The organism is Salmonella sp. JXY0409-18 (assembly GCF_020268625.1).
Lineage (GTDB): Bacteria > Pseudomonadota > Gammaproteobacteria > Enterobacterales > Enterobacteriaceae > Salmonella > Salmonella enterica.
In genome coordinates, this window is record NZ_CP084216.1 from 4,530,319 (window position 1) to 4,553,723 (window position 23,405).

Annotated in this window: 18 protein-coding genes, 3 tRNA genes, 3 rRNA genes and 1 pseudogene; 8 read left to right on the plus strand and 17 right to left on the minus strand. The window is 53.0% G+C overall.

Annotated features, from left to right (window positions below; translation table 11 throughout):
- Window positions 1-143: 143 nt before the first annotated feature.
- Entirely contained in the window at window positions 144-425 is a 282-nt protein-coding gene (ppiC, locus tag LDB27_RS21960) for a peptidylprolyl isomerase PpiC (RefSeq protein WP_001096806.1), read from the plus strand.
- A gap of 91 nt (window positions 426-516) precedes the next feature.
- On the opposite strand, the gene ilvC is transcribed toward ppiC, so the two are convergent.
- Window positions 517-1,992, minus strand: coding sequence for a ketol-acid reductoisomerase (gene ilvC / locus LDB27_RS21965; RefSeq protein WP_000024953.1), 1,476 nt, complete (start codon window positions 1,990-1,992; stop codon window positions 517-519).
- A 164-nt stretch (window positions 1,993-2,156) separates the two neighbouring features.
- Here ilvC and ilvY point away from each other — a divergent pair, with 164 nt between their 5' ends.
- From ilvY to LDB27_RS21980, 3 genes are read left to right on the plus strand one after another with little or no spacing between them, the layout of a single operon-like run.
- Window positions 2,157-3,044: an HTH-type transcriptional activator IlvY gene (ilvY, locus tag LDB27_RS21970; protein WP_001530887.1), complete on the plus strand. Its 888-nt coding sequence runs from the start codon at window positions 2,157-2,159 to the stop codon at window positions 3,042-3,044.
- A gap of 12 nt (window positions 3,045-3,056) precedes the next feature.
- A complete protein-coding gene (locus LDB27_RS21975) occupies window positions 3,057-3,446 on the plus strand; it encodes a hypothetical protein (protein WP_001259309.1) in 390 nt (129 codons plus the stop codon).
- Window positions 3,447-3,459: 13 nt separating this feature from the next.
- Entirely contained in the window at window positions 3,460-3,834 is a 375-nt protein-coding gene (locus LDB27_RS21980) for a hypothetical protein (RefSeq protein WP_000937043.1), read from the plus strand.
- 10 nt (window positions 3,835-3,844) lie between these two features.
- On the opposite strand, the gene LDB27_RS21985 is transcribed toward LDB27_RS21980, so the two are convergent.
- The 8 genes from LDB27_RS21985 to ilvL form a co-directional block, all read right to left on the minus strand.
- Complete coding sequence (locus tag LDB27_RS21985) at window positions 3,845-4,546, minus strand: DUF2461 domain-containing protein (RefSeq protein ID WP_001609033.1); 702 nt, start codon at window positions 4,544-4,546, stop codon at window positions 3,845-3,847.
- 105 nt (window positions 4,547-4,651) lie between these two features.
- Window positions 4,652-6,196 carry a threonine ammonia-lyase, biosynthetic gene (gene ilvA, locus LDB27_RS21990; protein ID WP_001530886.1) on the minus strand — a complete coding sequence of 515 codons (1,545 nt, stop codon included), beginning with the start codon at window positions 6,194-6,196 and terminating at the stop codon, window positions 4,652-4,654.
- Window positions 6,197-6,198: 2 nt separating this feature from the next.
- The gene (gene ilvD, locus LDB27_RS21995) at window positions 6,199-8,049 is read right to left on the minus strand and encodes a dihydroxy-acid dehydratase (protein WP_001127441.1); all 1,851 of its coding nucleotides are present in this window, start codon (window positions 8,047-8,049) and stop codon (window positions 6,199-6,201) included.
- 159 nt (window positions 8,050-8,208) lie between these two features.
- Entirely contained in the window at window positions 8,209-9,138 is a 930-nt protein-coding gene (ilvE, locus tag LDB27_RS22000; RefSeq protein WP_000208528.1) for a branched-chain-amino-acid transaminase, read from the minus strand.
- Window positions 9,139-9,155: 17 nt separating this feature from the next.
- Window positions 9,156-9,419, minus strand: coding sequence for an acetolactate synthase 2 small subunit (gene ilvM, locus LDB27_RS22005; protein WP_000983260.1), 264 nt, complete (start codon window positions 9,417-9,419; stop codon window positions 9,156-9,158).
- Window positions 9,416-11,062, minus strand: a complete 1,647-nt coding sequence (ilvG, locus tag LDB27_RS22010; RefSeq protein WP_001012565.1) for an acetolactate synthase 2 catalytic subunit — start codon at window positions 11,060-11,062, stop codon at window positions 9,416-9,418. Before ilvG ends, ilvM begins: the two co-directional genes overlap by 4 nt.
- A 2-nt stretch (window positions 11,063-11,064) precedes the next feature.
- Window positions 11,065-11,115, minus strand: coding sequence for a peptide IlvX (gene ilvX / locus LDB27_RS22015; protein WP_192930503.1), 51 nt, complete (start codon window positions 11,113-11,115; stop codon window positions 11,065-11,067).
- Window positions 11,116-11,201: 86 nt separating this feature from the next.
- A complete protein-coding gene (gene ilvL / locus LDB27_RS22020) occupies window positions 11,202-11,300 on the minus strand; it encodes an ilv operon leader peptide (RefSeq protein ID WP_001311244.1) in 99 nt (32 codons plus the stop codon).
- A 351-nt stretch (window positions 11,301-11,651) separates the two neighbouring features.
- Between ilvL and LDB27_RS22025 the strand changes: the two are divergent.
- Window positions 11,652-13,171, plus strand: a pseudogene (locus LDB27_RS22025) (YifB family Mg chelatase-like AAA ATPase).
- 24 nt (window positions 13,172-13,195) lie between these two features.
- Here LDB27_RS22025 and maoP read toward each other — a convergent pair.
- On the minus strand, window positions 13,196-13,534 hold the full coding sequence (maoP, locus tag LDB27_RS22030) for a macrodomain Ori organization protein MaoP (protein ID WP_000840996.1): 339 nt from the start codon (window positions 13,532-13,534) through the stop codon (window positions 13,196-13,198).
- A 106-nt stretch (window positions 13,535-13,640) separates the two neighbouring features.
- Between maoP and hdfR the strand changes: the two genes are divergently transcribed.
- Entirely contained in the window at window positions 13,641-14,489 is an 849-nt protein-coding gene (hdfR, locus tag LDB27_RS22035; protein WP_001657826.1) for an HTH-type transcriptional regulator HdfR, read from the plus strand.
- A gap of 101 nt (window positions 14,490-14,590) precedes the next feature.
- Here the strand turns inward: hdfR and LDB27_RS22040 are convergent.
- From LDB27_RS22040 to LDB27_RS22065, 6 genes are all read right to left on the minus strand, one after another.
- Window positions 14,591-14,666: transfer RNA gene (locus LDB27_RS22040), tRNA-Trp, on the minus strand.
- Between the two features lie 8 nt (window positions 14,667-14,674).
- Window positions 14,675-14,751: transfer RNA gene (locus LDB27_RS22045), tRNA-Asp, on the minus strand.
- 53 nt (window positions 14,752-14,804) lie between these two features.
- Window positions 14,805-14,920: ribosomal RNA gene (gene rrf / locus LDB27_RS22050) — 5S ribosomal RNA — on the minus strand.
- A gap of 102 nt (window positions 14,921-15,022) precedes the next feature.
- Window positions 15,023-17,928: ribosomal RNA gene (locus LDB27_RS22055) — 23S ribosomal RNA — on the minus strand.
- Between the two features lie 183 nt (window positions 17,929-18,111).
- Window positions 18,112-18,187, minus strand: a tRNA-Glu gene (locus tag LDB27_RS22060).
- Window positions 18,188-18,272: 85 nt separating this feature from the next.
- A 16S ribosomal RNA gene (locus LDB27_RS22065) occupies window positions 18,273-19,814 on the minus strand.
- The 16S, 23S and 5S rRNA genes sit together here with 3 tRNA genes alongside, the layout of an rRNA operon.
- Window positions 19,815-20,294: 480 nt before the next feature.
- Between LDB27_RS22065 and LDB27_RS22070 the strand changes: the two genes are divergently transcribed.
- Window positions 20,295-20,999, plus strand: a complete 705-nt coding sequence (locus LDB27_RS22070) for a FadR/GntR family transcriptional regulator (protein WP_001131144.1) — start codon at window positions 20,295-20,297, stop codon at window positions 20,997-20,999.
- An 11-nt stretch (window positions 21,000-21,010) separates the two neighbouring features.
- Entirely contained in the window at window positions 21,011-22,438 is a 1,428-nt protein-coding gene (gene mdtD, locus LDB27_RS22075; protein ID WP_000202071.1) for a multidrug transporter subunit MdtD, read from the plus strand.
- Here mdtD and rbsR read toward each other — a convergent pair.
- Complete coding sequence (gene rbsR / locus LDB27_RS22080) at window positions 22,404-23,402, minus strand: ribose operon transcriptional repressor RbsR (protein WP_000224488.1); 999 nt, start codon at window positions 23,400-23,402, stop codon at window positions 22,404-22,406. The genes mdtD and rbsR overlap by 35 nt on opposite strands.
- Window positions 23,403-23,405: the final 3 nt, after the last annotated feature.

Sequence of the window (23,405 nt, forward strand, 5' to 3'; positions counted from 1 at the left end):
AAATACGCCCGCTAAAAATGCCGCTTATCTCCCGGTTCATTAAATCAGGCGGGACATCTGTCCTGTAATGGCGAAGAGTATATGTCTGACGGCCTAAGGAGTGATAAAGTGACGGCCAATCTTTGCGACGTGAGAACTCAATAATGGCAAAAATGGCAGCAGCACTGCATATTCTTGTAAAAGAAGAGAAACTGGCTTTAGATCTTCTGGAGCAAATTAAAAACGGCGGCGATTTTGAGAAGCTGGCGAAGAAGCATTCTATCTGCCCATCCGGTAAAAAAGGCGGTCATTTAGGCGAATTTCGTCAGGGCCAGATGGTTCCGGCATTCGATAAAGTAGTATTTTCCTGCCCGGTACTGGAGCCAACCGGCCCGCTGCATACCCAGTTCGGTTACCACATCATTAAAGTATTGTATCGCAAATAAAAAGCCGGGTAGCGGCTACGCCTTACCCGGCCTACATCGTCTGCTTGATTTTGTAGGTCGGGTAAGCGCTAGCGCCACCCGACAAGGTATATCAACCCGCTACCGCAATACGCTTCATATCCGTCATATAGCCGCGCAGTTTCTTACCTACCTGCTCAATCGCATGACTACGAATCGCATCGTTCACGTCGCGAAGCTGTGCGTTGTCTACCGCGCCTTCCGGGATAGCACTACCCAGATCGCCCGGTTGCAATTCCGCCATAAACGGTTTCAGCAGCGGTACGCAAGCGTAAGAGAACAGGTAGTTACCGTATTCTGCGGTATCGGAGATAACCACGTTCATTTCGTACAGACGCTTACGGGCGATGGTGTTGGCGATCAGCGGCAGTTCGTGCAGTGATTCGTAGTAAGCGGACTCTTCGATGATGCCGGAATCGACCATGGTTTCGAACGCCAGCTCAACGCCCGCTTTCACCATCGCAATCATCAGCACGCCTTTATCGAAGTACTCCTGCTCGCCGATTTTACCTTCAAACTGCGGTGCGGTTTCGAACGCGGTTTTGCCGGTCTCTTCACGCCAGGTCAGCAGTTTCTTATCGTCGTTAGCCCAGTCAGCCATCATGCCGGAAGAGAATTCGCCGGAGATGATGTCATCCATGTGTTTCTGGAACAGCGGTGCCATGATCTCTTTCAATTGCTCGGACAGCGCGTAAGCACGCAGTTTCGCCGGGTTAGACAGACGGTCCATCATCAGAGTGATGCCGCCCTGCTTCAGCGCTTCGGTGATGGTTTCCCAGCCGAACTGAATCAGTTTTTCGGCGTATGCCGGGTCGGTGCCTTCTGCCACCAGCTTGTCGAAGCACAGCAGAGAACCGGCCTGCAGCATACCGCACAGAATAGTCTGCTCGCCCATCAGGTCAGATTTCACTTCCGCAACGAAAGAAGATTCCAGTACGCCCGCACGGTGACCGCCGGTGGCCGCAACCCAGGCTTTCGCAATCGCCATGCCTTCGCCTTTCGGGTCGTTTTCCGGGTGAACGGCGATCAGCGTCGGCACGCCGAAACCACGTTTGTACTCTTCGCGCACTTCGGTGCCCGGACACTTCGGCGCCACCATCACCACGGTGATGTCTTTACGGATCTGCTCGCCCACTTCCACGATGTTGAAGCCGTGTGAATAGCCCAGCGCCGCGCCGTCTTTCATCAGCGGCTGTACGGAGCGCACCACGTCGGAGTGCTGTTTGTCTGGCGTCAGGTTAACCACCAGGTCAGCCTGCGGGATCAGCTCTTCGTAGGTACCCACTTTGAAGCCGTTTTCGGTCGCTTTACGCCAGGAAGCACGCTTCTCAGTAATGGCTTCTTTACGCAGGGCGTAGGAAATATCCAGACCGGAGTCACGCATGTTCAGGCCCTGGTTCAGCCCCTGAGCGCCACAGCCGACGATGACCACTTTTTTACCCTGCAGGTAGCTCGCGCCATCGGCGAATTCGTCGCGGCCCATAAAGCGACATTTACCCAGCTGCGCCAGCTGCTGGCGCAGATTCAGTGTATTAAAGTAGTTAGCCATGATGGTGTACTCCGTGATGTTGTGTTGTCGCGCTTATTGTTCGGTTTACAGATTGCTATCTGTGCGAATGAACCCACATTACAACAGGAAATTTATTGCGGAAATTGATATATTCACAACGTTATGTTGCGGTTTATGCAACGTCAAAAACCGGAGGTCTGTCTGTGGATTTACGCGATCTAAAAACCTTCCTGCATCTGGCGGAAAGCCGCCACTTTGGCCGCAGCGCGCGGGCGATGCACGTCAGTCCCTCCACGCTCTCCCGGCAGATTCAGCGGCTGGAAGAAGATCTCGGCCAGCCGCTGTTTGTGCGCGATAACCGCACGGTCACGCTGACCGAAGCCGGCGAAGAGCTGCGAGTGTTTGCCCAACAGACGCTTTTGCAATATCAGCAGTTGCGCCATACCCTCGATCAGCAGGGGCCATCCCTTTCCGGCGAACTGCATATTTTCTGCTCGGTGACCGCGGCATACAGTCATCTGCCGCCGATCCTCGACCGTTTTCGCGCCGAACATCCCTCGGTGGAAATTAAGCTCACCACCGGCGACGCCGCCGATGCCATGGACAAAGTGGTCACCGGCGAGGCCGATCTGGCGATTGCTGGTAAGCCGGAAACGCTACCCGGCGCGGTGGCGTTTTCGATGCTGGAAAATCTGGCGGTGGTGCTGATCGCCCCGGCGCTGCCCTGCCCGGTGCGCAATCAGGTGTCGGTCGATAAGCCCGACTGGTCGACGGTGCCGTTTATCATGGCCGATCAGGGGCCGGTACGCCGCCGCATTGAGCTGTGGTTTCGCCGCCATAAAATCAGCAATCCGCAGATTTACGCCACCGTCGGCGGTCATGAAGCGATGGTTTCAATGGTGGCGCTGGGCTGCGGCGTGGCGCTGCTGCCGGAAGTGGTGCTGGAAAACAGCCCGGAACCGGTGCGCAACCGGGTGATGATTTTAGAACGCAGCGATGAAAAAACGCCGTTTGAGCTTGGCGTCTGCGCGCAAAAAAAGCGGCTGCATGAGCCGCTAATTGATGCGTTCTGGAAAATTGTTCAGGGTTGATAAGGTAATAAAATGCGCACAAAAATAATGCTGTTATCTGCACTGGTAGCGATATGCTTCAGCGTACAGGCTAAACCGACGGGCATTACCGTACAGGATGTAAAGCATCTGGCGTTAAAGCAGTGCCTTGTTGATAACTATCATAAACGCATTCCGCCGGATGCTTTTTATGCTCCAGGCCATGATATGTCGTTTTTAGTTAAAACCTACGCGTTAGATAATGCCGGGAAATGGAAACCATTCCTTAAATTCGTCGCCAAAGAAACAGAAGGCTTTGACCGCTTAACGATGGCGCTCCACCCCGATAGCGCTAAAGACGCTAATAACGTGCTGGAGCGGTGTATGGCATTTTATGAATCGGACAAATTAGATAAATACGTTCGAGAGACAGTGATGAAATAACAAGAGTCGGCTTATGCTCCCAAAAAACAGTAAGACTGCGCGTATCTTTAAGGAGCCCCATGCTGCTATGGGCGGAAATTCAGGCAACTATGTCCGTGCAGAAGTAGAATTTGATTCTACGAAGCGAAAACTCTTACCGATAAAAGGGTATCGACCCGACATTGTCATACCGTCCCTCACGGATGAATATTGGGGCATCACCTTTGTCGAAGGAGAAATTGAACTTTTTGATTTCCCTTTCATTGTTAGCCTGGCTTTCACATTCAATGATGAGCATTATCTCCAGATCAGGGAAAATCAGTTATTTGTTATAATGGAAGGGCCTCACCAGGTAGGTAAAGGGCGATTCCTGGAAATACACTTTATCCCGAAAAATGTTAATACATAACGGCAATCTTTTATAAATCCGCCGGGTTCACCTGCTTCATGGTTTCCACCGTCATCAGCCACTGGTACAGCGGCTCCAACTGTTGGAAACTCTCGGCCAGCCGTGTGACCAGATCGGCATGGAAGAGTTTTTCTACGTCATTATCCGTCACCATCACGGCAAACGTTTTACGCTGATACCAGTCGGGTATCGCCGGGTCGAGATCTTTGGCCAGCAGCCGCTTATAGCTTTCCCCCACCAGCTCAAACGGCGGGCTGCAGCATTCGGCAACCTGTAAAAACGCATCAGGCCGCTTCCTCAACGTATGGCGAAACAGATCCATCGTAGATTTGCTGGCGCTGTAGTAACCCAACCCATAGCGTAGAGTATCGGGGCTGATTTCAAAAAAGTAGGCTGGCGCATCGATCCAGTTTTTAGCTGAACGCTTAAAGGTCAGCCACATCCGGCTGCGGTACAGCGATTTGTCGTGCGAGAAACGGGTATCGCGGTGAATACGCGACAGGGTTTTACCGATGGCGGGTCGGGTTTCCAGCAGTGGATCGATTTCCAGCATCGCTGGAGCAAGGTCGTCCACCAGCGCGCGGAATGGAGTCAGAAGGCTTCTTTCGTAGATAAAGCGGTGCTCATCGAACCAGGCTTTGTCGTTCTCAATACAAACCTGCTGAAGAAAATTGAGCCCTTCTTGTGCAAATCCCTGAAAGCGTCCAGCCATCTTTTTGCCCTTACTCATAGCGATCGTCAGTTTATTATCCCACTCCCTGACGCGCCGTCTATGCAGATGACCGGAAGGAGACATTTCTTCCGGTCATCACTATTCCTACCCCGCCAGAAAGAACCGGAACGCCGGGTTATTGCTCTCATCATGGCATTCATAGCCCAGCTCATGCAGCCGGGTTTCGAAATCCGGCTCATGATCGCCTAACTCGAACGCCGCCAGCACGCGGCCATAATCGGTACCGTGGCTGCGGTAATGGAATAACGAAATATTCCAGTGCGTGCCAAGCGTATGCAGGAATTTGAGCAACGCGCCGGGCGACTCCGGAAATTCGAAACTATACAAACGCTCCTGTAATGGCTTGGAGGGGCGTCCGCCGACCATATAGCGCACATGCAGCTTCGCCATTTCATCGTCGGAGAGATCCACTACGCTATAACCGCCGTCGCACAGTTGGGTGATAATCTCTTTTCGCTCCTCCAGCCCCTGACTGACGCGGACGCCGACAAAAATACAGGCATTTTTCGCGTCGGCAAAACGGTAGTTAAATTCAGTGACCATACGCCCGCCAAGCAACTGGCAGAATTTGAGGAAGCTCCCCTTTTCTTCCGGAATGGTCACCGCCAGTAACGCTTCGCGCTGTTCCCCCAGCTCGCAGCGTTCAGACACATAGCGCAAGCCGTGGAAGTTGACGTTGGCGCCGGAAAGGACGTGCGCCAGGCGTTCGCCGCGAATATTGTGCTGGGCGATATATTTTTTCATCCCCGCCAGCGCCAGCGCGCCGGACGGCTCCGCCACCGCACGCACATCTTCAAACAGATCTTTCATCGCCGCGCAGATCGCGTCGCTATCGACTGTAATAATATCGTCGAGATATTCCTGGCACAGGCGGAAGGTTTCGTCGCCGATACGTTTTACCGCCACGCCTTCAGCAAATAACCCAACGCGCGGGAGATCCACTGGATGACCGGCTTCCAACGCCGCTTTCAGGCAGGCGGAATCCTCCGCTTCGATGGCAATCACTTTGATTTGCGGCATCAGTTGTTTGATCAGTACCGCTACGCCAGCAGCCAGGCCGCCACCACCAACCGGCACAAAGACACGATCGAGATGCGAATCCTGCTGAAGCAGCTCCAGCGCCAGCGTGCCCTGCCCGGCGATCACCATTGGGTGATCAAACGGCGGCACCCAGGTAAAACCCTGCTGCTGCGCCAGCTCAATAGCTTTCGCTTTCGCTTCATCAAAATTAGCGCCGTGCAACAGCACTTCGCCGCCAAAACCGCGTACCGCATCGACTTTAATATCCGCCGTTGCTTTTGGCATGACGATCAGCGACTTCACGCCAAGCCGCGCAGAGGAAAACGCCACGCCCTGTGCATGATTCCCCGCCGACGCAGTAATCACGCCGTGGGCTTTTTGTTCTTCGGTCAATCCGGCCATCATCGCGTAAGCGCCGCGCAGCTTAAAGCTATGTACCGGCTGCCGGTCTTCGCGTTTGACGAGAATAACGTTATCCAGACGTGACGAGAGCTTTTCCATTTTTTGCAGCGGCGTCACCTGCGCCGCTTCGTATACTGGCGCGCGTAGCACCGCGCGCAGATACTCCGCCCCTTCCGGCGCGACTGACAGAGGTTGAGATTCCGCCATCATCAACCTCCCAGTTTCGATTTATCGCGCACCGCGCCTTTATCGGCGCTGGTCGCCAGGCTGGCGTAGGCACGCAGGGCAAACGAAACCTGACGCTGACGATTTTTCGGCGTCCAGGCTTTGTCGCCACGAGCTTCTTGCGCCTCGCGGCGTGCGGCGATTTCAGCCTCGTTCAACTGCAACTGAATGCTGCGGTTCGGGATATCAATCGCAATGGTGTCGCCATCTTCAATCAGCGCAATAGTGCCGCCGCTGGCCGCTTCCGGCGAGACGTGGCCGATGGAAAGACCCGAAGTACCGCCGGAGAAACGCCCATCGGTGATGAGCGCGCAGGCTTTGCCCAGCCCCATCGACTTCAGGAAACTGGTCGGATAGAGCATTTCCTGCATTCCCGGCCCGCCTTTCGGCCCTTCGTAGCGGATCACGACTACATCGCCTTCCACTACTTTGCCGCCGAGAATCGCCTCTACCGCGTCGTCCTGGCTTTCATATACTTTCGCCGGGCCGGTGAATTTAAGGATGCTATCATCGACGCCCGCGGTTTTAACGATGCAGCCGTTTTCGGCGAAGTTGCCATACAGCACCGCCAGACCGCCGTCTTTGCTATAGGCATATTCCAGCGAGCGGATGCAACCCGCTGCGCGGTCGTCATCCAGCGAATCCCAGCGACAATCCTGCGAGAATGCCTGGGTAGTACGAATACCGGCAGGGCCAGCACGGAACATTTTTTTAACCGCTTCGTCCTGCGTAACCGTGATGTCGTACTGTTCCAGCGTTTGTGGCAGCGTCAGGCCTAATACGTTTTTCACGTTGCGGTTCAGCAGCCCGGCGCGATCCAGCTCGCCTAAAATACCCAGCACACCGCCGGCACGGTGAACGTCTTCCATATGGTATTTCTGGGTACTTGGCGCCACTTTACACAGCTGCGGCACCTTGCGGGACAGCTTGTCGATATCACTCATGGTGAAGTCGATTTCCGCTTCCTGCGCCGCCGCCAGTAGATGCAGAACGGTATTGGTCGAACCGCCCATCGCAATATCCAGCGTCATCGCATTCTCAAACGCGGCTTTGCTGGCGATGTTACGCGGCAGTGCACTTTCGTCATCCTGCTCGTAATAGCGTTTAGTCAGTTCAACAATCCGCTTACCGGCATTGAGGAACAACTGCTTCCGGTCAGCATGGGTCGCCAGCAGCGAACCGTTGCCCGGCTGCGACAGGCCCAGCGCTTCGGTCAGGCAATTCATGGAGTTAGCGGTAAACATGCCGGAGCAGGAGCCGCAGGTTGGACACGCGGAGCGCTCAACCTGGTTACTTTGATCGTCAGAGACTTTCGGGTCCGCGCCCTGAATCATGGCATCAACCAGATCGAGCTTGATGATCTGATCGGACAGTTTGGTTTTCCCGGCTTCCATCGGTCCGCCGGAAACAAAGATCACCGGAATATTCAGGCGCAGCGAGGCCATGAGCATCCCTGGGGTGATTTTGTCGCAGTTAGAGATACACACCATCGCGTCAGCGCAGTGAGCGTTCACCATGTACTCCACGGAGTCGGCGATCAGCTCGCGCGACGGCAGTGAATAGAGCATACCCCCGTGCCCCATGGCGATCCCGTCATCCACGGCAATAGTGTTGAACTCTTTCGCCACACCGCCGGAAGCTTCAATCTGTTCGGCGACCAGCTTACCGAGATCGCGCAGATGAACGTGACCCGGCACAAACTGAGTGAATGAGTTCACCACGGCGATAATCGGTTTGCCAAAATCACTGTCGGTCATTCCGGTGGCGCGCCACAGCGCGCGGGCACCCGCCATATTACGACCATGAGTGGTGGTGGCGGAACGGTACTTAGGCATGCTTTATTTACTCCCCATCTTTTCCCTTCATACTTCACGCCACAGGTGCGTTGGCTGCCTCACTCACCCCAGTCACTTACTACAGTAAGCCCTGGGGATTCGCTGCGTTGCCGCCTTCCTGTGACGCAAATTATTTTGGGAAAATATTAATTTTATTTATTATGAATTTACCGGATCCAACCAGCCCCATTTATCCTCGGTTTCTCCAGTGAAGAGACCAAAGAAGGCTTGTTGAATACGCTTGGTAACAGGGCCGCAACGGCCTTCACCTACCTGGATACCATCAACGCTGCGTACCGGAGTAATTTCTGCCGCGGTTCCGGACATAAACACTTCGTCGGCCAGATACAGCGATTCACGGGACAGCACCTGCTCACGCACTTCAATACCCAGCTCTTTCGCCAGTTTGATAATCGCGTCGCGAGTAATGCCTGGCAGCGCGGAAGAGGTAAACGGCGGAGTAAACAGCACGCCATCTTTTACCTCAAACAGGTTTTCACCTGCGCCTTCGGAGATATAGCCGTTTACATCCAGGGCGATGCCTTCCTGATAGCCGTGGCGGCGCGCTTCGCTACCCACCAGCAGTGAGGAGAGGTAGTTACCGCCCGCTTTCGCAGCGGTTGGAATGGTGTTCGGCGCAGCGCGATTCCAGGAAGAAACCATCGCATCGATCCCCTGATCCAGCGCTTCGGCGCCCAGGTATGCCCCCCACGGGAACGCGGCGATGATGACGTCAGTGGTGTATCCCGGGGGCGGGTTAACGCCCATACCGACATCGCCGACAAATACCAACGGACGGATATAGGCGCTGGTCAGATTATTTTTACGAATTACGTCGCGGCAGGCTTCCATCAGCTCATCAATGCTCTGGGAAACCGGAAAACGATAAATTTTTGCTGAGTCGCGCAGGCGCTGCATATGTTCACGATGACGAAACACTACCGGGCCTTTGTGAGAGTCGTAGCACCGAATCCCTTCAAATACCGACGTACCGTAGTGCAGCGCGTGAGACATTACGTGAACCTTCGCGTCTTCCCAGCGCACCATCTCGCCATTGAACCAAATATAATCAGCTTTTTTCGTCGTCATTTTTCTTCCTTTTGCGCTCAGGCGCGGATTTGTTGTGATGTGGCAGCGCTCTGGCAGATTGCGACATGCGCAACATCTACCAGTTTACTTAACTGACTAAACAGTAAGTCGACCGACCGGGGACTGGCAACGGTCAATTCAATATTTATATTCTGCGCATCGGTCGCGGCTTCCATATTCATGGAGCACACCTGAAAACCACGATGGCGCACCACGCGTAAAACACGTTCTAAGGTTTCTGGATTAAAGCGTGCCGATACATTGACCTGATGTTGCATCATGATAATTTCTCCAGCATTTCAGAGTTACTGGCGCCAGGCGGCACCAACGGCCAGACATTTTCAAGTTCGTCGATTGAGACGTGAAGCAGGTACGGCCCTTCGCTTGCCAACATCGTGTCGAGTGCCGCTTCAACCTGGTCTTTACGAGTAATGTGCTGGCCTGGAATGCCGAAGGCGCTGGCCAGCATGAGGAAATCGGGGTTATCGGTCAGGGTGGTTTCGCTATATCGCTCCTGGAAAAACAGTTGCTGCCATTGTCGAACCATCCCTAACCGCTGGTTGTCGAGTAAGACTATCTTCAACGGTAACTGCTTGCGTTTTACGGTGCCCAACTCCTGAACATTCATCATGAATGAGCCGTCACCGGAGATACAGATAACGGTATCATTCGGTCGCGCTACCTGCGCGCCAACGGCCGCCGGTAAGCCGAATCCCATCGTCCCCAGACCGCTGGAAGTGATGAAGTTCTCCGGGCGGGTGTAAGTCATATGCTGGGCTGACCACATCTGATGCTGCCCCACATCCGTCGTCACCACGCTGTCTGCGGGTTTGCGTTCCGACAATTGCTTCAACAACAACGGCGCATAGATAGTCTCGCCAGGATGGTCATAGCGCCAGGCGTTTTCTGCGCGCAGCTCTGCACAGGACTGACGCCATGCGTCGATCTTCAGCGGTTGCTGTAATGCCGGCAACAGCGAATTTAAATCGCCCTGCAACGCGACGTGTGCCTGACGCAGTTTGTTCATTTCCGCCGGGTCGATATCCATATGGATTACGCTGGCGTTCGGCGCAAACGTATTCAGCTTACCGGTCACCCGGTCATCAAAACGTGCACCAACGGCGATCAGTAAATCACACTCTTGCACCGCGAAATTAGCCGCTTTAGTACCGTGCATTCCCAGCATGCCCAGATAGTACGGATAATCAGCTTCAACAGCTCCCAGCCCTTTCAGCGTGCAGGTAACTGGCATTTGCGTTACCGCGATAAATTTACGCAGCGCCGGAACCGCCTGCGCCATACCAACTCCACCGCCGACGTACAGCATGGGTTTTTTCGCCTGTTCCAGCATCTGGCGCGCCTGTTCCACATCAGCCTGCGGGAAAGTCGCTTCGTTATCAACGGTAGTAAACCAGGGTTCCAGCTCACCGCTGGCCAACTGGATATCTTTCGGGATATCCACCAGAACCGGGCCAGGACGACCAGCGTTGGCGACTTCAAAAGCCTCCGCCATGATACGAGGCAGCTCTGCCAGCGACTGCACCAGGAAGCTGTGTTTGGTACAGGCCAGCGACAGCCCTAACACATCCACCTCCTGGAACGCATCAGTGCCGATGAACGGGGCGGAAACCTGACCCGTGATCGCGACGACGGGGACCGAATCTAACAACGCATCCGCCAGGCCAGTGATCAGGTTAGTGGCGCCAGGGCCGGAAGTGGCGATACAAACACCGGTTTTGCCGGTAGAACGGGCATAACCGATTGCCGCCATTGCGGCACCCTGCTCGTGTCGGCACAACAAATGCTCCACACCACCGTCATACAACGCGTCGTAAACCGGCATAATTGCGCCACCAGGATAACCAAATACGGTTTTCACCCCCTGCGCTCGCAAAGCATGTACCACCCACTGTGCCCCGTTCATAGTTACATCCCCGTCGTAAATCTTGAGAAACAGAATTTTATGCTGTTATTCACGCTCTGCTCCTCGCTTAAGTTTTTCAGGCCAAAAAAAACCCCCGGACCTTTCGGTGCGGGGGTCTTAGTTCGTTAAGGCTTGATTTCTAAGCCTTTCCTCGTCCAAGTGCAGCCCCGCACGGTGGGATAATAATCACCACCACGCTAATCACGACCAGGCTAATCACTCGTAGAAGGGCTGTCATTTTTGTCTATTCTTGCATCTTGTTCGAAGGAATACCTAAAGAGTTACCATAGGTTTTGCCAATAGCACAAGATATTTTTTTAACCACGTTTCAGATAATGCAGGTGAATGCCTACAAGGGCTTTGTTTTTTATAAGAAAAATTAGCAACTGAAAAATTTTCACGTTTTCCTCCCCCTTTTGGCGCACTCTACACCCTGTTTTCCTTCTTTTCGCTTCTGCGAGCGTTCTTCCAGTTTGATGTTTCTTGCCTGAAAATGACGCCAAAATTCAGGAAGCAGCCGCTAAAAAACAAAAAGTCAGTAATTCGATTTTCTCTTCTATTCCGCATAATCCACGTAACAGGAGGGATTATGTCACTGGCGATTGTTCATACCCGCGCCGCACTTGGCGTCAATGCGCCGCCTATCACTATAGAGGTGCATATCAGTAATGGATTACCGGGACTAACCATGGTTGGCCTACCGGAAACCACGGTAAAAGAGGCGCGTGACCGGGTACGTAGTGCGATTATTAATAGCGGATATGAATTTCCGGCTAAAAAAATAACCATTAACCTTGCTCCAGCCGATCTACCGAAAGAGGGCGGAAGGTATGACCTGCCTATTGCTGTTGCGCTTCTGGCCGCGTCTGAGCAGCTTACAGCGTCGAATCTTGAGGCATATGAGCTGGTGGGTGAGTTAGCGCTTACAGGCGCATTACGCGGCGTTCCTGGCGCAATATCAAGTGCAACGGAAGCCATCAGGGCCGGCAGAAATATTATCGTCGCAACAGAGAACGCGGCGGAGGTTGGGCTTATCAGCAAAGAAGGATGTTTTATCGCCGATCATCTACAAACCGTCTGCGCCTTTCTGGAAGGGAAACACGCCCTGGAAAGACCTTTAGCTCAGGATATGGCATCGCCTACCGCAACTGCCGATCTTCGCGATGTGATCGGTCAGGAGCAGGGTAAACGCGGCCTGGAGATTACAGCGGCAGGGGGACATAATCTGCTATTGATCGGCCCGCCGGGTACGGGTAAAACCATGTTGGCCAGTCGACTGAGCGGGATTCTTCCACCATTAAGCAATGAAGAAGCATTGGAAAGCGCCGCGATCCTCAGTCTGGTTAATGCCGATACGGTACAAAAACGATGGCAGCAACGCCCCTTTCGCTCACCTCATCATAGCGCCTCACTTACTGCTATGGTCGGCGGCGGCGCAATACCCGCCCCAGGAGAGATATCGCTGGCGCACAACGGAATTTTGTTCCTTGATGAATTGCCTGAATTTGAACGACGCACACTGGATGCGCTACGTGAACCTATAGAATCCGGTCAAATCCATTTATCCCGTACCAGAGCGAAAATAACGTACCCTGCGAGGTTCCAGTTAATCGCCGCAATGAATCCCAGCCCGACCGGACATTATCAGGGAAACCATAATCGCTGCACGCCAGAACAGACACTACGTTACCTTAATCGGTTGTCAGGCCCGTTTCTTGATCGTTTTGACCTTCGCTTGAGATACCGCTTCCACCGCCCGGGATTCTTAGCCAACATGCCTCAAAGGGTGAGAGCAGCGCTACGGTAAAAAAGCGGGTCATCGCCGCCCATGAACGGCAGTACCGACGCCAGAAGAAGTTAAACGCGCGTCTGGAGGGTCGCGAAATCCAAAAATATTGTGTATTGCATCACGATGACGCCCGCTGGCTTGAAGACACGCTGGTGCATCTTGGATTATCCATTCGCGCCTGGCAGCGTTTACTAAAAGTGGCCAGAACCATTGCCGACATAGAACTGGCTGACCAGATCTCGCGTCAGCATTTGCAGGAGGCGGTAAGCTATCGGGCGATAGACAGGTTGTTAATTCATTTGCAAAAGCTGTTGGCGTAAAAAAAGGGCATTACGCCCTTTTTATTAATCATCAGCTTCGGTGTAGTCTTCTGCGCCTTCAACTTGCGGCTTGCCGCCAGACAAGGTGTGGAAGCGTTTTGGACGCTTGATACGCGTCATATACTTGGACCAGACGCGTTCTGCATCCGTTACCGGCTCGCGTTCACCGCGGCATACCGCTACAAACAGCTTCTCTTCTTCAGTCACAGGCTCACGCTTGCCAAGATCCAGATCATTAAAGGCATGACCATGACGCTCAAGCAGTTGTGCCTCTTTAATCGTAAAATCACCGTGACGAGAGAATCCACGTGGATAATGTTTATTGTCAAAATATCGATTAGTCGTCGTAAAGCTTTCCGCCATCCTGCACGCTCCTAATTCTTTGTCTGAGCTATTTATGGCGCGGAGTATTAGTTACGCTTGACAGAGTGTAAAACAAAACATTTAAATCATAACGACAAATAATTTTGTGGAGAGCACAGTGGATACGGAATTGTTAAAAACTTTCCTGGAAGTTAGCCGGACACGCCATTTCGGGCGGGCCGCAGAAGCACTTTACCTGACGCAATCCGCGGTGAGCTTTCGTATCAGGCAACTGGAGAATCAACTGGGCGTAAACCTTTTTACGCGGCACAGAAACAATATCCGTTTAACCACGGCTGGCGAAAAACTTTTACCGTATGCGGAAACGCTGATGAATACGTGGCAGGCGGCACGTAAAGAGGTGGCGCATACCTCACGCCATAACGAGTTTTCCATCGGCGCCAGCGCGTCTTTATGGGAGTGTATGCTTAACGCCTGGCTGGGTCGACTGTACCAACTACAGGAGCCGCAAAGCGGCCTGCAATTCGAAGCCAGAATCGCTCAACGGCAATCGCTTGTGAAGCAACTTCATGAACGCCAGCTTGATCTCCTCATTACTACCGAAGCGCCCAAAATGGATGAGTTCAGCAGTCAGCTGTTAGGGCACTTCACTTTGGCGTTATATTGCAGCAGCCCTGCCCGTAAGAAATCAGAACTCAATTATCTGCGGCTGGAGTGGGGACCAGACTTCCAACAGCATGAAACAGGGCTGATCGCAGCAGATGAAGTGCCGGTATTAACAACCAGCTCAGCCGAACTCGCCCGACAGCAGCTTAGCGCATTAAATGGCTGTAGCTGGCTTCCTGTAAACTGGGTAAATGAAAAGGGCGGATTACATACCGTTGCCGACAGCGCAACGCTTTCACGGCCGCTATACGCCATTTGGCTGCAAAATAGCGATAAATACTCGCTGATCTGCGATCTGTTAAAAACGGATGTGCTGGATGACCAATGAAAATGATGAAAAGAAAAAGAAGGGAACTTACGATTACCTGACCAGGTAATCAGGTAATTTCAGGCAAAAAAAAATCCTTAGCAGATGCTAAGGATTATTTCTGGCAGGGGCGGAGAGACTCGAACTCCCAACACCCGGTTTTGGAGACCGGTGCTCTACCAATTGAACTACGCCCCTAATTAGGGTGGCGGAACGGACGGGACTCGAACCCGCGACCCCCTGCGTGACAGGCAGGTATTCTAACCAACTGAACTACCGCTCCACCGAATTCTTTTACAACCACCAGTCTATGACCGGCTTACTGCTTAATTTGATGCCTGGCAGTTCCCTACTCTCGCATGGGGAGACCCCACACTACCATCGGCGCTACGGCGTTTCACTTCTGAGTTCGGCATGGGGTCAGGTGGGACCACCGCGCTAGTGCCGCCAGGCAAATTCTGTTGCCGGAAACGAATCTTTTATCTTTCGTTCCCGAAAATCCGGAATCAGTGCTGAAAATCATCTCTCAACCGCCAAAACATCTTCGGCGTTGTAAGGTTAAGCCTCACGGTTCATTAGTACCGGTTAGCTCAACGCATCGCTGCGCTTACACACCCGGCCTATCAACGTCGTCGTCTTCAACGTTCCTTCAGGAGACTCTAAGTCTCAGGGAGAACTCATCTCGGGGCAAGTTTCGTGCTTAGATGCTTTCAGCACTTATCTCTTCCGCATTTAGCTACCGGGCAGTGCCATTGGCATGACAACCCGAACACCAGTGATGCGTCCACTCCGGTCCTCTCGTACTAGGAGCAGCCCCCCTCAGTTCTCCAGCGCCCACGGCAGATAGGGACCGAACTGTCTCACGACGTTCTAAACCCAGCTCGCGTACCACTTTAAATGGCGAACAGCCATACCCTTGGGACCTACTTCAGCCCCAGGATGTGATGAGCCGACATCGAGGTGCCAAACACCGCCGTCGATATGAACTCTTGGGCGGTATCAGCCTGTTATCCCCGGAGTACCTTTTATCCGTTGAGCGATGGCCCTTCCATTCAGAACCACCGGATCACTATGACCTGCTTTCGCACCTGCTCGCGCCGTCACGCTCGCAGTCAAGCTGGCTTATGCCATTGCACTAACCTCCTGATGTCCGACCAGGATTAGCCAACCTTCGTGCTCCTCCGTTACTCTTTAGGAGGAGACCGCCCCAGTCAAACTACCCACCAGACACTGTCCGCAACCCGGATCACGGGTCCACGTTAGAACATCAAACATTAAAGGGTGGTATTTCAAGGCCGGCTCCATGCAGACTGGCGTCCACACTTCAAAGCCTCCCACCTATCCTACACATCAAGGCTCAATGTTCAGTGTCAAGCTATAGTAAAGGTTCACGGGGTCTTTCCGTCTTGCCGCGGGTACACTGCATCTTCACAGCGAGTTCAATTTCACTGAGTCTCGGGTGGAGACAGCCTGGCCATCATTACGCCATTCGTGCAGGTCGGAACTTACCCGACAAGGAATTTCGCTACCTTAGGACCGTTATAGTTACGGCCGCCGTTTACCGGGGCTTCGATCAGGAGCTTCGCTTGCGCTGACCCCATCAATTAACCTTCCGGCACCGGGCAGGCGTCACACCGTATACGTCCACTTTCGTGTTTGCACAGTGCTGTGTTTTTAATAAACAGTTGCAGCCAGCTGGTATCTTCGACTGACTTCAGCTCCATGAGTAAATCACTTCACCTACGTGTCAGCGTGCCTTCTCCCGAAGTTACGGCACCATTTTGCCTAGTTCCTTCACCCGAGTTCTCTCAAGCGCCTTGGTATTCTCTACCTGACCACCTGTGTCGGTTTGGGGTACGATTTGATGTTACCTGATGCTTAGAGGCTTTTCCTGGAAGCAGGGCATTTGTTGCTTCAGCACCGTAGTGCCTCGTCATCACGCCTCAGTGTTAAAGTGAACCGGATTTACCTGGAACACACACCTACACGCTTAAACCGGGACAACCGTCGCCCGGCCAACATAGCCTTCTCCGTCCCCCCTTCGCAGTAACACCAAGTACGGGAATATTAACCCGTTTCCCATCGACTACGCCTTTCGGCCTCGCCTTAGGGGTCGACTCACCCTGCCCCGATTAACGTTGGACAGGAACCCTTGGTCTTCCGGCGAGCGGGCTTTTCACCCGCTTTATCGTTACTTATGTCAGCATTCGCACTTCTGATACCTCCAGCAACCCTCACAGGCCACCTTCGCAGGCTTACAGAACGCTCCCCTACCCAACAACGCATCAGCGTCGCTGCCGCAGCTTCGGTGCATGGTTTAGCCCCGTTACATCTTCCGCGCAGGCCGACTCGACCAGTGAGCTATTACGCTTTCTTTAAATGATGGCTGCTTCTAAGCCAACATCCTGGCTGTCTGGGCCTTCCCACATCGTTTCCCACTTAACCATGACTTTGGGACCTTAGCTGGCGGTCTGGGTTGTTTCCCTCTTCACGACGGACGTTAGCACCCGCCGTGTGTCTCCCGTGATAACATTCTCCGGTATTCGCAGTTTGCATCGGGTTGGTAAGCCGGGATGGCCCCCTAGCCGAAACAGTGCTCTACCCCCGGAGATGAATTCACGAGGCGCTACCTAAATAGCTTTCGGGGAGAACCAGCTATCTCCCGGTTTGATTGGCCTTTCACCCCCAGCCACAGGTCATCCGCTAATTTTTCAACATTAGTCGGTTCGGTCCTCCAGTTAGTGTTACCCAACCTTCAACCTGCCCATGGCTAGATCACCGGGTTTCGGGTCTATACCCTGCAACTTAACGCCCAATTAAGACTCGGTTTCCCTCCGGCTCCCCTATTCGGTTAACCTTGCTACAGAATATAAGTCGCTGACCCATTATACAAAAGGTACGCAGTCACACCCCAAAGGGTGCTCCCACTGCTTGTACGTACACGGTTTCAGGTTCTTTTTCACTCCCCTCGCCGGGGTTCTTTTCGCCTTTCCCTCACGGTACTGGTTCACTATCGGTCAGTCAGGAGTATTTAGCCTTGGAGGATGGTCCCCCCATATTCAGACAGGATACCACGTGTCCCGCCCTACTCATCGAGCTCACAGCACATGCGCTTTTGTGTACGGGGCTGTCACCCTGTATCGCGCGCCTTTCCAGACGCTTCCACTAACACATATGCTGATTCAGGCTCTGGGCTCCTCCCCGTTCGCTCGCCGCTACTGGGGGAATCTCGGTTGATTTCTTTTCCTCGGGGTACTTAGATGTTTCAGTTCCCCCGGTTCGCCTCATTAACCTATGGATTCAGTTAATGATAGTGTGTCGAAACACACTGGGTTTCCCCATTCGGGTATCGCCGGTTATAACGGTTCATATCACCTTACCGGCGCTTATCGCAGATTAGCACGCCCTTCATCGCCTCTGACTGCCAGGGCATCCACCGTGTACGCTTAGTCGCTTAACCTCACAACCCGAAGATGTTTCACTTCGCGTTGCGAAAATTTGAGAGACTCACGAACAACTTTCGTTGTTCTGTGTTTCAATTTTCAGCTTGATCCAGATTTTTAAAGAGCAAATATCTCAAACGTGACTCGTAAGTCAGTTTTGAGATATTAAGGCAGGTGACTTTCACTCACAAACCAGCAAGTGGCGTCCCCTAGGGGATTCGAACCCCTGTTACCGCCGTGAAAGGGCGGTGTCCTGGGCCTCTAGACGAAGGGGACACTGAAGTCTCAATCGCAAGACGCCTTGCTATTCACTTTTCATCAGACAATCTGTGTGAGCACTGCAAAGTACGCTTCTTTAAGGTAAGGAGGTGATCCAACCGCAGGTTCCCCTACGGTTACCTTGTTACGACTTCACCCCAGTCATGAATCACAAAGTGGTAAGCGCCCTCCCGAAGGTTAAGCTACCTACTTCTTTTGCAACCCACTCCCATGGTGTGACGGGCGGTGTGTACAAGGCCCGGGAACGTATTCACCGTGGCATTCTGATCCACGATTACTAGCGATTCCGACTTCATGGAGTCGAGTTGCAGACTCCAATCCGGACTACGACGCACTTTATGAGGTCCGCTTGCTCTCGCGAGGTCGCTTCTCTTTGTATGCGCCATTGTAGCACGTGTGTAGCCCTGGTCGTAAGGGCCATGATGACTTGACGTCATCCCCACCTTCCTCCAGTTTATCACTGGCAGTCTCCTTTGAGTTCCCGGCCGGACCGCTGGCAACAAAGGATAAGGGTTGCGCTCGTTGCGGGACTTAACCCAACATTTCACAACACGAGCTGACGACAGCCATGCAGCACCTGTCTCACGGTTCCCGAAGGCACATTCTCATCTCTGAAAACTTCCGTGGATGTCAAGACCAGGTAAGGTTCTTCGCGTTGCATCGAATTAAACCACATGCTCCACCGCTTGTGCGGGCCCCCGTCAATTCATTTGAGTTTTAACCTTGCGGCCGTACTCCCCAGGCGGTCTACTTAACGCGTTAGCTCCGGAAGCCACGCCTCAAGGGCACAACCTCCAAGTAGACATCGTTTACGGCGTGGACTACCAGGGTATCTAATCCTGTTTGCTCCCCACGCTTTCGCACCTGAGCGTCAGTCTTTGTCCAGGGGGCCGCCTTCGCCACCGGTATTCCTCCAGATCTCTACGCATTTCACCGCTACACCTGGAATTCTACCCCCCTCTACAAGACTCAAGCCTGCCAGTTTCGAATGCAGTTCCCAGGTTGAGCCCGGGGATTTCACATCCGACTTGACAGACCGCCTGCGTGCGCTTTACGCCCAGTAATTCCGATTAACGCTTGCACCCTCCGTATTACCGCGGCTGCTGGCACGGAGTTAGCCGGTGCTTCTTCTGCGGGTAACGTCAATTGCTGCGGTTATTAACCACAACACCTTCCTCCCCGCTGAAAGTACTTTACAACCCGAAGGCCTTCTTCATACACGCGGCATGGCTGCATCAGGCTTGCGCCCATTGTGCAATATTCCCCACTGCTGCCTCCCGTAGGAGTCTGGACCGTGTCTCAGTTCCAGTGTGGCTGGTCATCCTCTCAGACCAGCTAGGGATCGTCGCCTTGGTGAGCCGTTACCTCACCAACAAGCTAATCCCATCTGGGCACATCTGATGGCAAGAGGCCCGAAGGTCCCCCTCTTTGGTCTTGCGACGTTATGCGGTATTAGCCACCGTTTCCAGTAGTTATCCCCCTCCATCAGGCAGTTTCCCAGACATTACTCACCCGTCCGCCACTCGTCAGCAAAGCAGCAAGCTGCTTCCTGTTACCGTTCGACTTGCATGTGTTAGGCCTGCCGCCAGCGTTCAATCTGAGCCATGATCAAACTCTTCAATTTAAAAGTTTGATGCTCAATGAATTAAACTTCGTAATGAATTACGTGTTCACTCTTGAGACTTGGTATTCATTTTTCGTCTTGCGACGTCAAGAATCCGTATCTTCGAGTGCCCACACAGATTGTCTGATAAATTGTTAAAGAGCAGTGCCGCTTCGCTTTTTCTCAGCGGCGCGGGGTGTGCATATTACGCTTTCCCGCTTCAGAGTCAAGCGTTTATTTTCGCTTTTCTCCGTGAGGTTCTGGTCTGAACCCCGCTGACCCGGCGGCCTGTATGCCGTTGTTCCGTGTCAGTGGTGGCGCATTATAGGGAGTTATTTCTGCCTGACAAGAGGAAATTTAAAATAATTTTCTGAGTGTCTCTTTTTTCATCAATGGCGTGCTTAACGTGCCATAAAATAAGCAAATTGCCGTTATTGCAACTGCAATCACACTTCCAGGTGGCATACTAATAACCAAACGAAAGAGAAAGGAAGAACATTCATGCCTTTAAGCGCACAACAATTAGCCGCACAGAAAAATCTATCCTATGTTCTGGCTGAAAAGCTGGCGCAGCGGATATTAAAGGGTGACTACGCCCCTGGTACGATTCTTCCCGGCGAAATAGAACTGGGCGAGCAGTACGGCGTAAGTCGAACGGCAGTTCGCGAAGCGGTGAAAACGTTGACGGCTAAAGGTATGGTGCTACCCCGTCCGCGCATTGGTACGCGGGTGATGCCGCAGGGAAACTGGAACTTTCTGGATCAAGAGCTGCTGACCTGGTGGATGACGGAAGAAAATTTTCATCAGGTGGTAGATCATTTTCTGGTGATGCGTATTAGCCTGGAGCCGCAAGCCTGCCTGCTGGCGGCGACTCTTGGCACACCGGAGCAGAAAGCGCGGCTTAATGCCTTAATGGAAGAGATGGTCGCGCTGAAAAAGCATTTTAAGCGTGAACGATGGATTGAAGTGGATATGGCATGGCACGAGCATATCTACGAAATGAGCGCCAATCCCTTTCTAATCTCTTTTGCGACGCTATTTCATTCGGTTTATCACACTTACTTTACCTCAATCACCTATAACGAGGTGGTAAAGCTGGATTTGCACCAGGCCATTGTTGATGCCATCGCTGATGGCGACGGCGAACGCGCTTTCCAGGCCTGCCAGGCGTTGTTAATAGCGCCCAATGAAAGACCAGATAATTAACAGGATATTGAATGACCAGCAAAAAAGCGCGCAGTATGGCTGGCCTGCCGTGGATCGCGGCGATGGCCTTCTTTATGCAGGCGCTAGACGCCACCATTTTGAATACCGCTTTACCGGCTATTGCGCATAGCCTTAACCGTTCACCACTCGCCATGCAGTCCGCTATTATCAGTTATACCCTGACAGTAGCTATGTTAATTCCGGTAAGCGGCTGGCTGGCTGACCGCTTCGGTACGCGTCGCGTCTTTATGGTTGCCGTAAGTCTGTTTACGTTAGGCTCGCTGGCCTGCGCGCTCTCCAGTTCACTATCTGAATTGGTTATTTTTCGCGTCGTACAAGGCGTCGGCGGAGCGATGATGATGCCAGTGGCGCGGCTTGCGTTATTGCGAGCCTATCCGCGTAGTGAGCTGCTGCCTGTTCTTAACTTTGTCACTATGCCGGGGCTGGTAGGTCCGATTCTGGGGCCGGTATTAGGCGGCGTACTGGTGACCTGGGCAAGCTGGCACTGGATCTTCCTGATTAATATTCCCATTGGTGTTGCAGGCATTCTGTATGCCCGCAAATATATGCCCAACTTCACCACGCCGCGTCGCAAGTTTGACATGACCGGCTTCTTTCTTTTTGGGTTAAGTCTGGTTTTATTTTCCAGCGGAATGGAACTGTTTGGCGAAAAGATTGTGGCGACATGGATCGCATCCGCCATTATTTTTTGCAGTATCGTTCTACTATTGGCCTATATCCGCCACGCCCGCCGTCATCCGACACCGTTAATATCACTATCGCTGTTTAAGACACGCACATTTTCCGTCGGTATTGCCGGCAACCTCGCCACGCGTCTGGGGACAGGCTGCGTACCTTTTTTGATGCCGTTAATGCTACAGGTTGGTTTTGGCTACCCGGCTCTGATCGCCGGCTGCATGATGGCGCCGACAGCTTTGGGTTCTATTATCGCGAAATCGACCGTAACGCAGGTTTTGCGACGTTTGGGATACCGGAAGACTCTGGTCGGCATTACGGTATTTATCGGTCTGATGATTGCCCAGTTTTCGTTTCAATCTCCCGCCATGCCGATCTGGATGCTCGTACTGCCGCTATTCATTCTTGGAATGGCGATGTCCACTCAATTTACGGCAATGAATACAATTACTCTTGCGGATCTGACGGACGATAACGCCAGCAGCGGCAACAGCGTTCTGGCGGTTACGCAGCAATTGTCTATCAGTTTAGGCGTGGCGATCAGCGCGGCGGTGTTACGTATTTATGAAGGTTTTGCGGGCACCAGTACCGTGGAACAGTTCCACTACACCTTTATCACGATGGGGGCGATCACTATCGTGTCCGCGCTGATGTTTATGCTGCTAAGAGCCAAAGACGGCAACAATCTGATTAAAGAACGGCATAAATCTAAACCGACCCACGCACCGTCAAAACCGGAGTAAGCTGAAGTCGCTGTTGTTGCAAGGCGGGCTGCGCCATCCGATGAATCAACACATCAATAGCCAGCTCGCCCAATTCATCTTTCGGCTGATGGATAGTCGTCAGCGGCGGCGTCATATAGCGCGCCAGCTCAATATCATCATAGCCAATGACCGCCATATCCTGCGGAATACGAAGCCCCGCCTGATATAGCGCCTGATAGGCGCCGACAGCCATCGCATCGTTTCCGGTAAAAACCGCTTGCGGTCGCTGTTGATGGGCGAGTAACGCCTGCATGGCGTCAAAGCCGCCGCCAAATTCAAAATCGCCGGTGATCTCATAGCCTTGCGGAATAACCAGCCCTGCGCGTTTCATCGCCGCCCGATACCCTTCCAGCCGCAAACGCGCTGGCGTTTTGTCCAGCGGGCCGGTAATACAGGCTATTCGGGTAAATCCTTTATCGATAAGGTGTTGGGTCGCAAGATCGCCGCCTAACAACGAATTATCCTGAATGAGATCGCTATCGCCCTCACCATCAAACGGCGACCAGTCCATCATGACGGTAGGAATAGACGGATAACGCTCCATGATTTCCCGAGAAGGCTGATGCGTTTCGGTACACAGCAGCAGTAAACCGTCTACCCGTTTTTGCATCAGCGTCTCCAGGTTACGGTTCATCCGTTGCTCGTCGCCTTCGGTATTGCACAGCACCAGACTATAACCGCGCTCAAAACAGCTTCGCTCAACGCCGCGCACCAGTTCGGAATAAAAAGGGTTGGTACTGGCGGTAATTAGCATACCAATCGTGCGGGTCTGGTTTAACTTGAGGCTTCGCGCCAGCGCGGAAGGCGCATAGTTAAGTGATTTAATCGCCGCTTCAACTTTTTCGGTTATCGTCTCACTCACAAAGCGATCTTTGTTAATAACGTGAGAGACCGTCGATGTAGAGACTCCCGCCAGGCGGGCAACATCTTTCATAGTAGCCAAGCG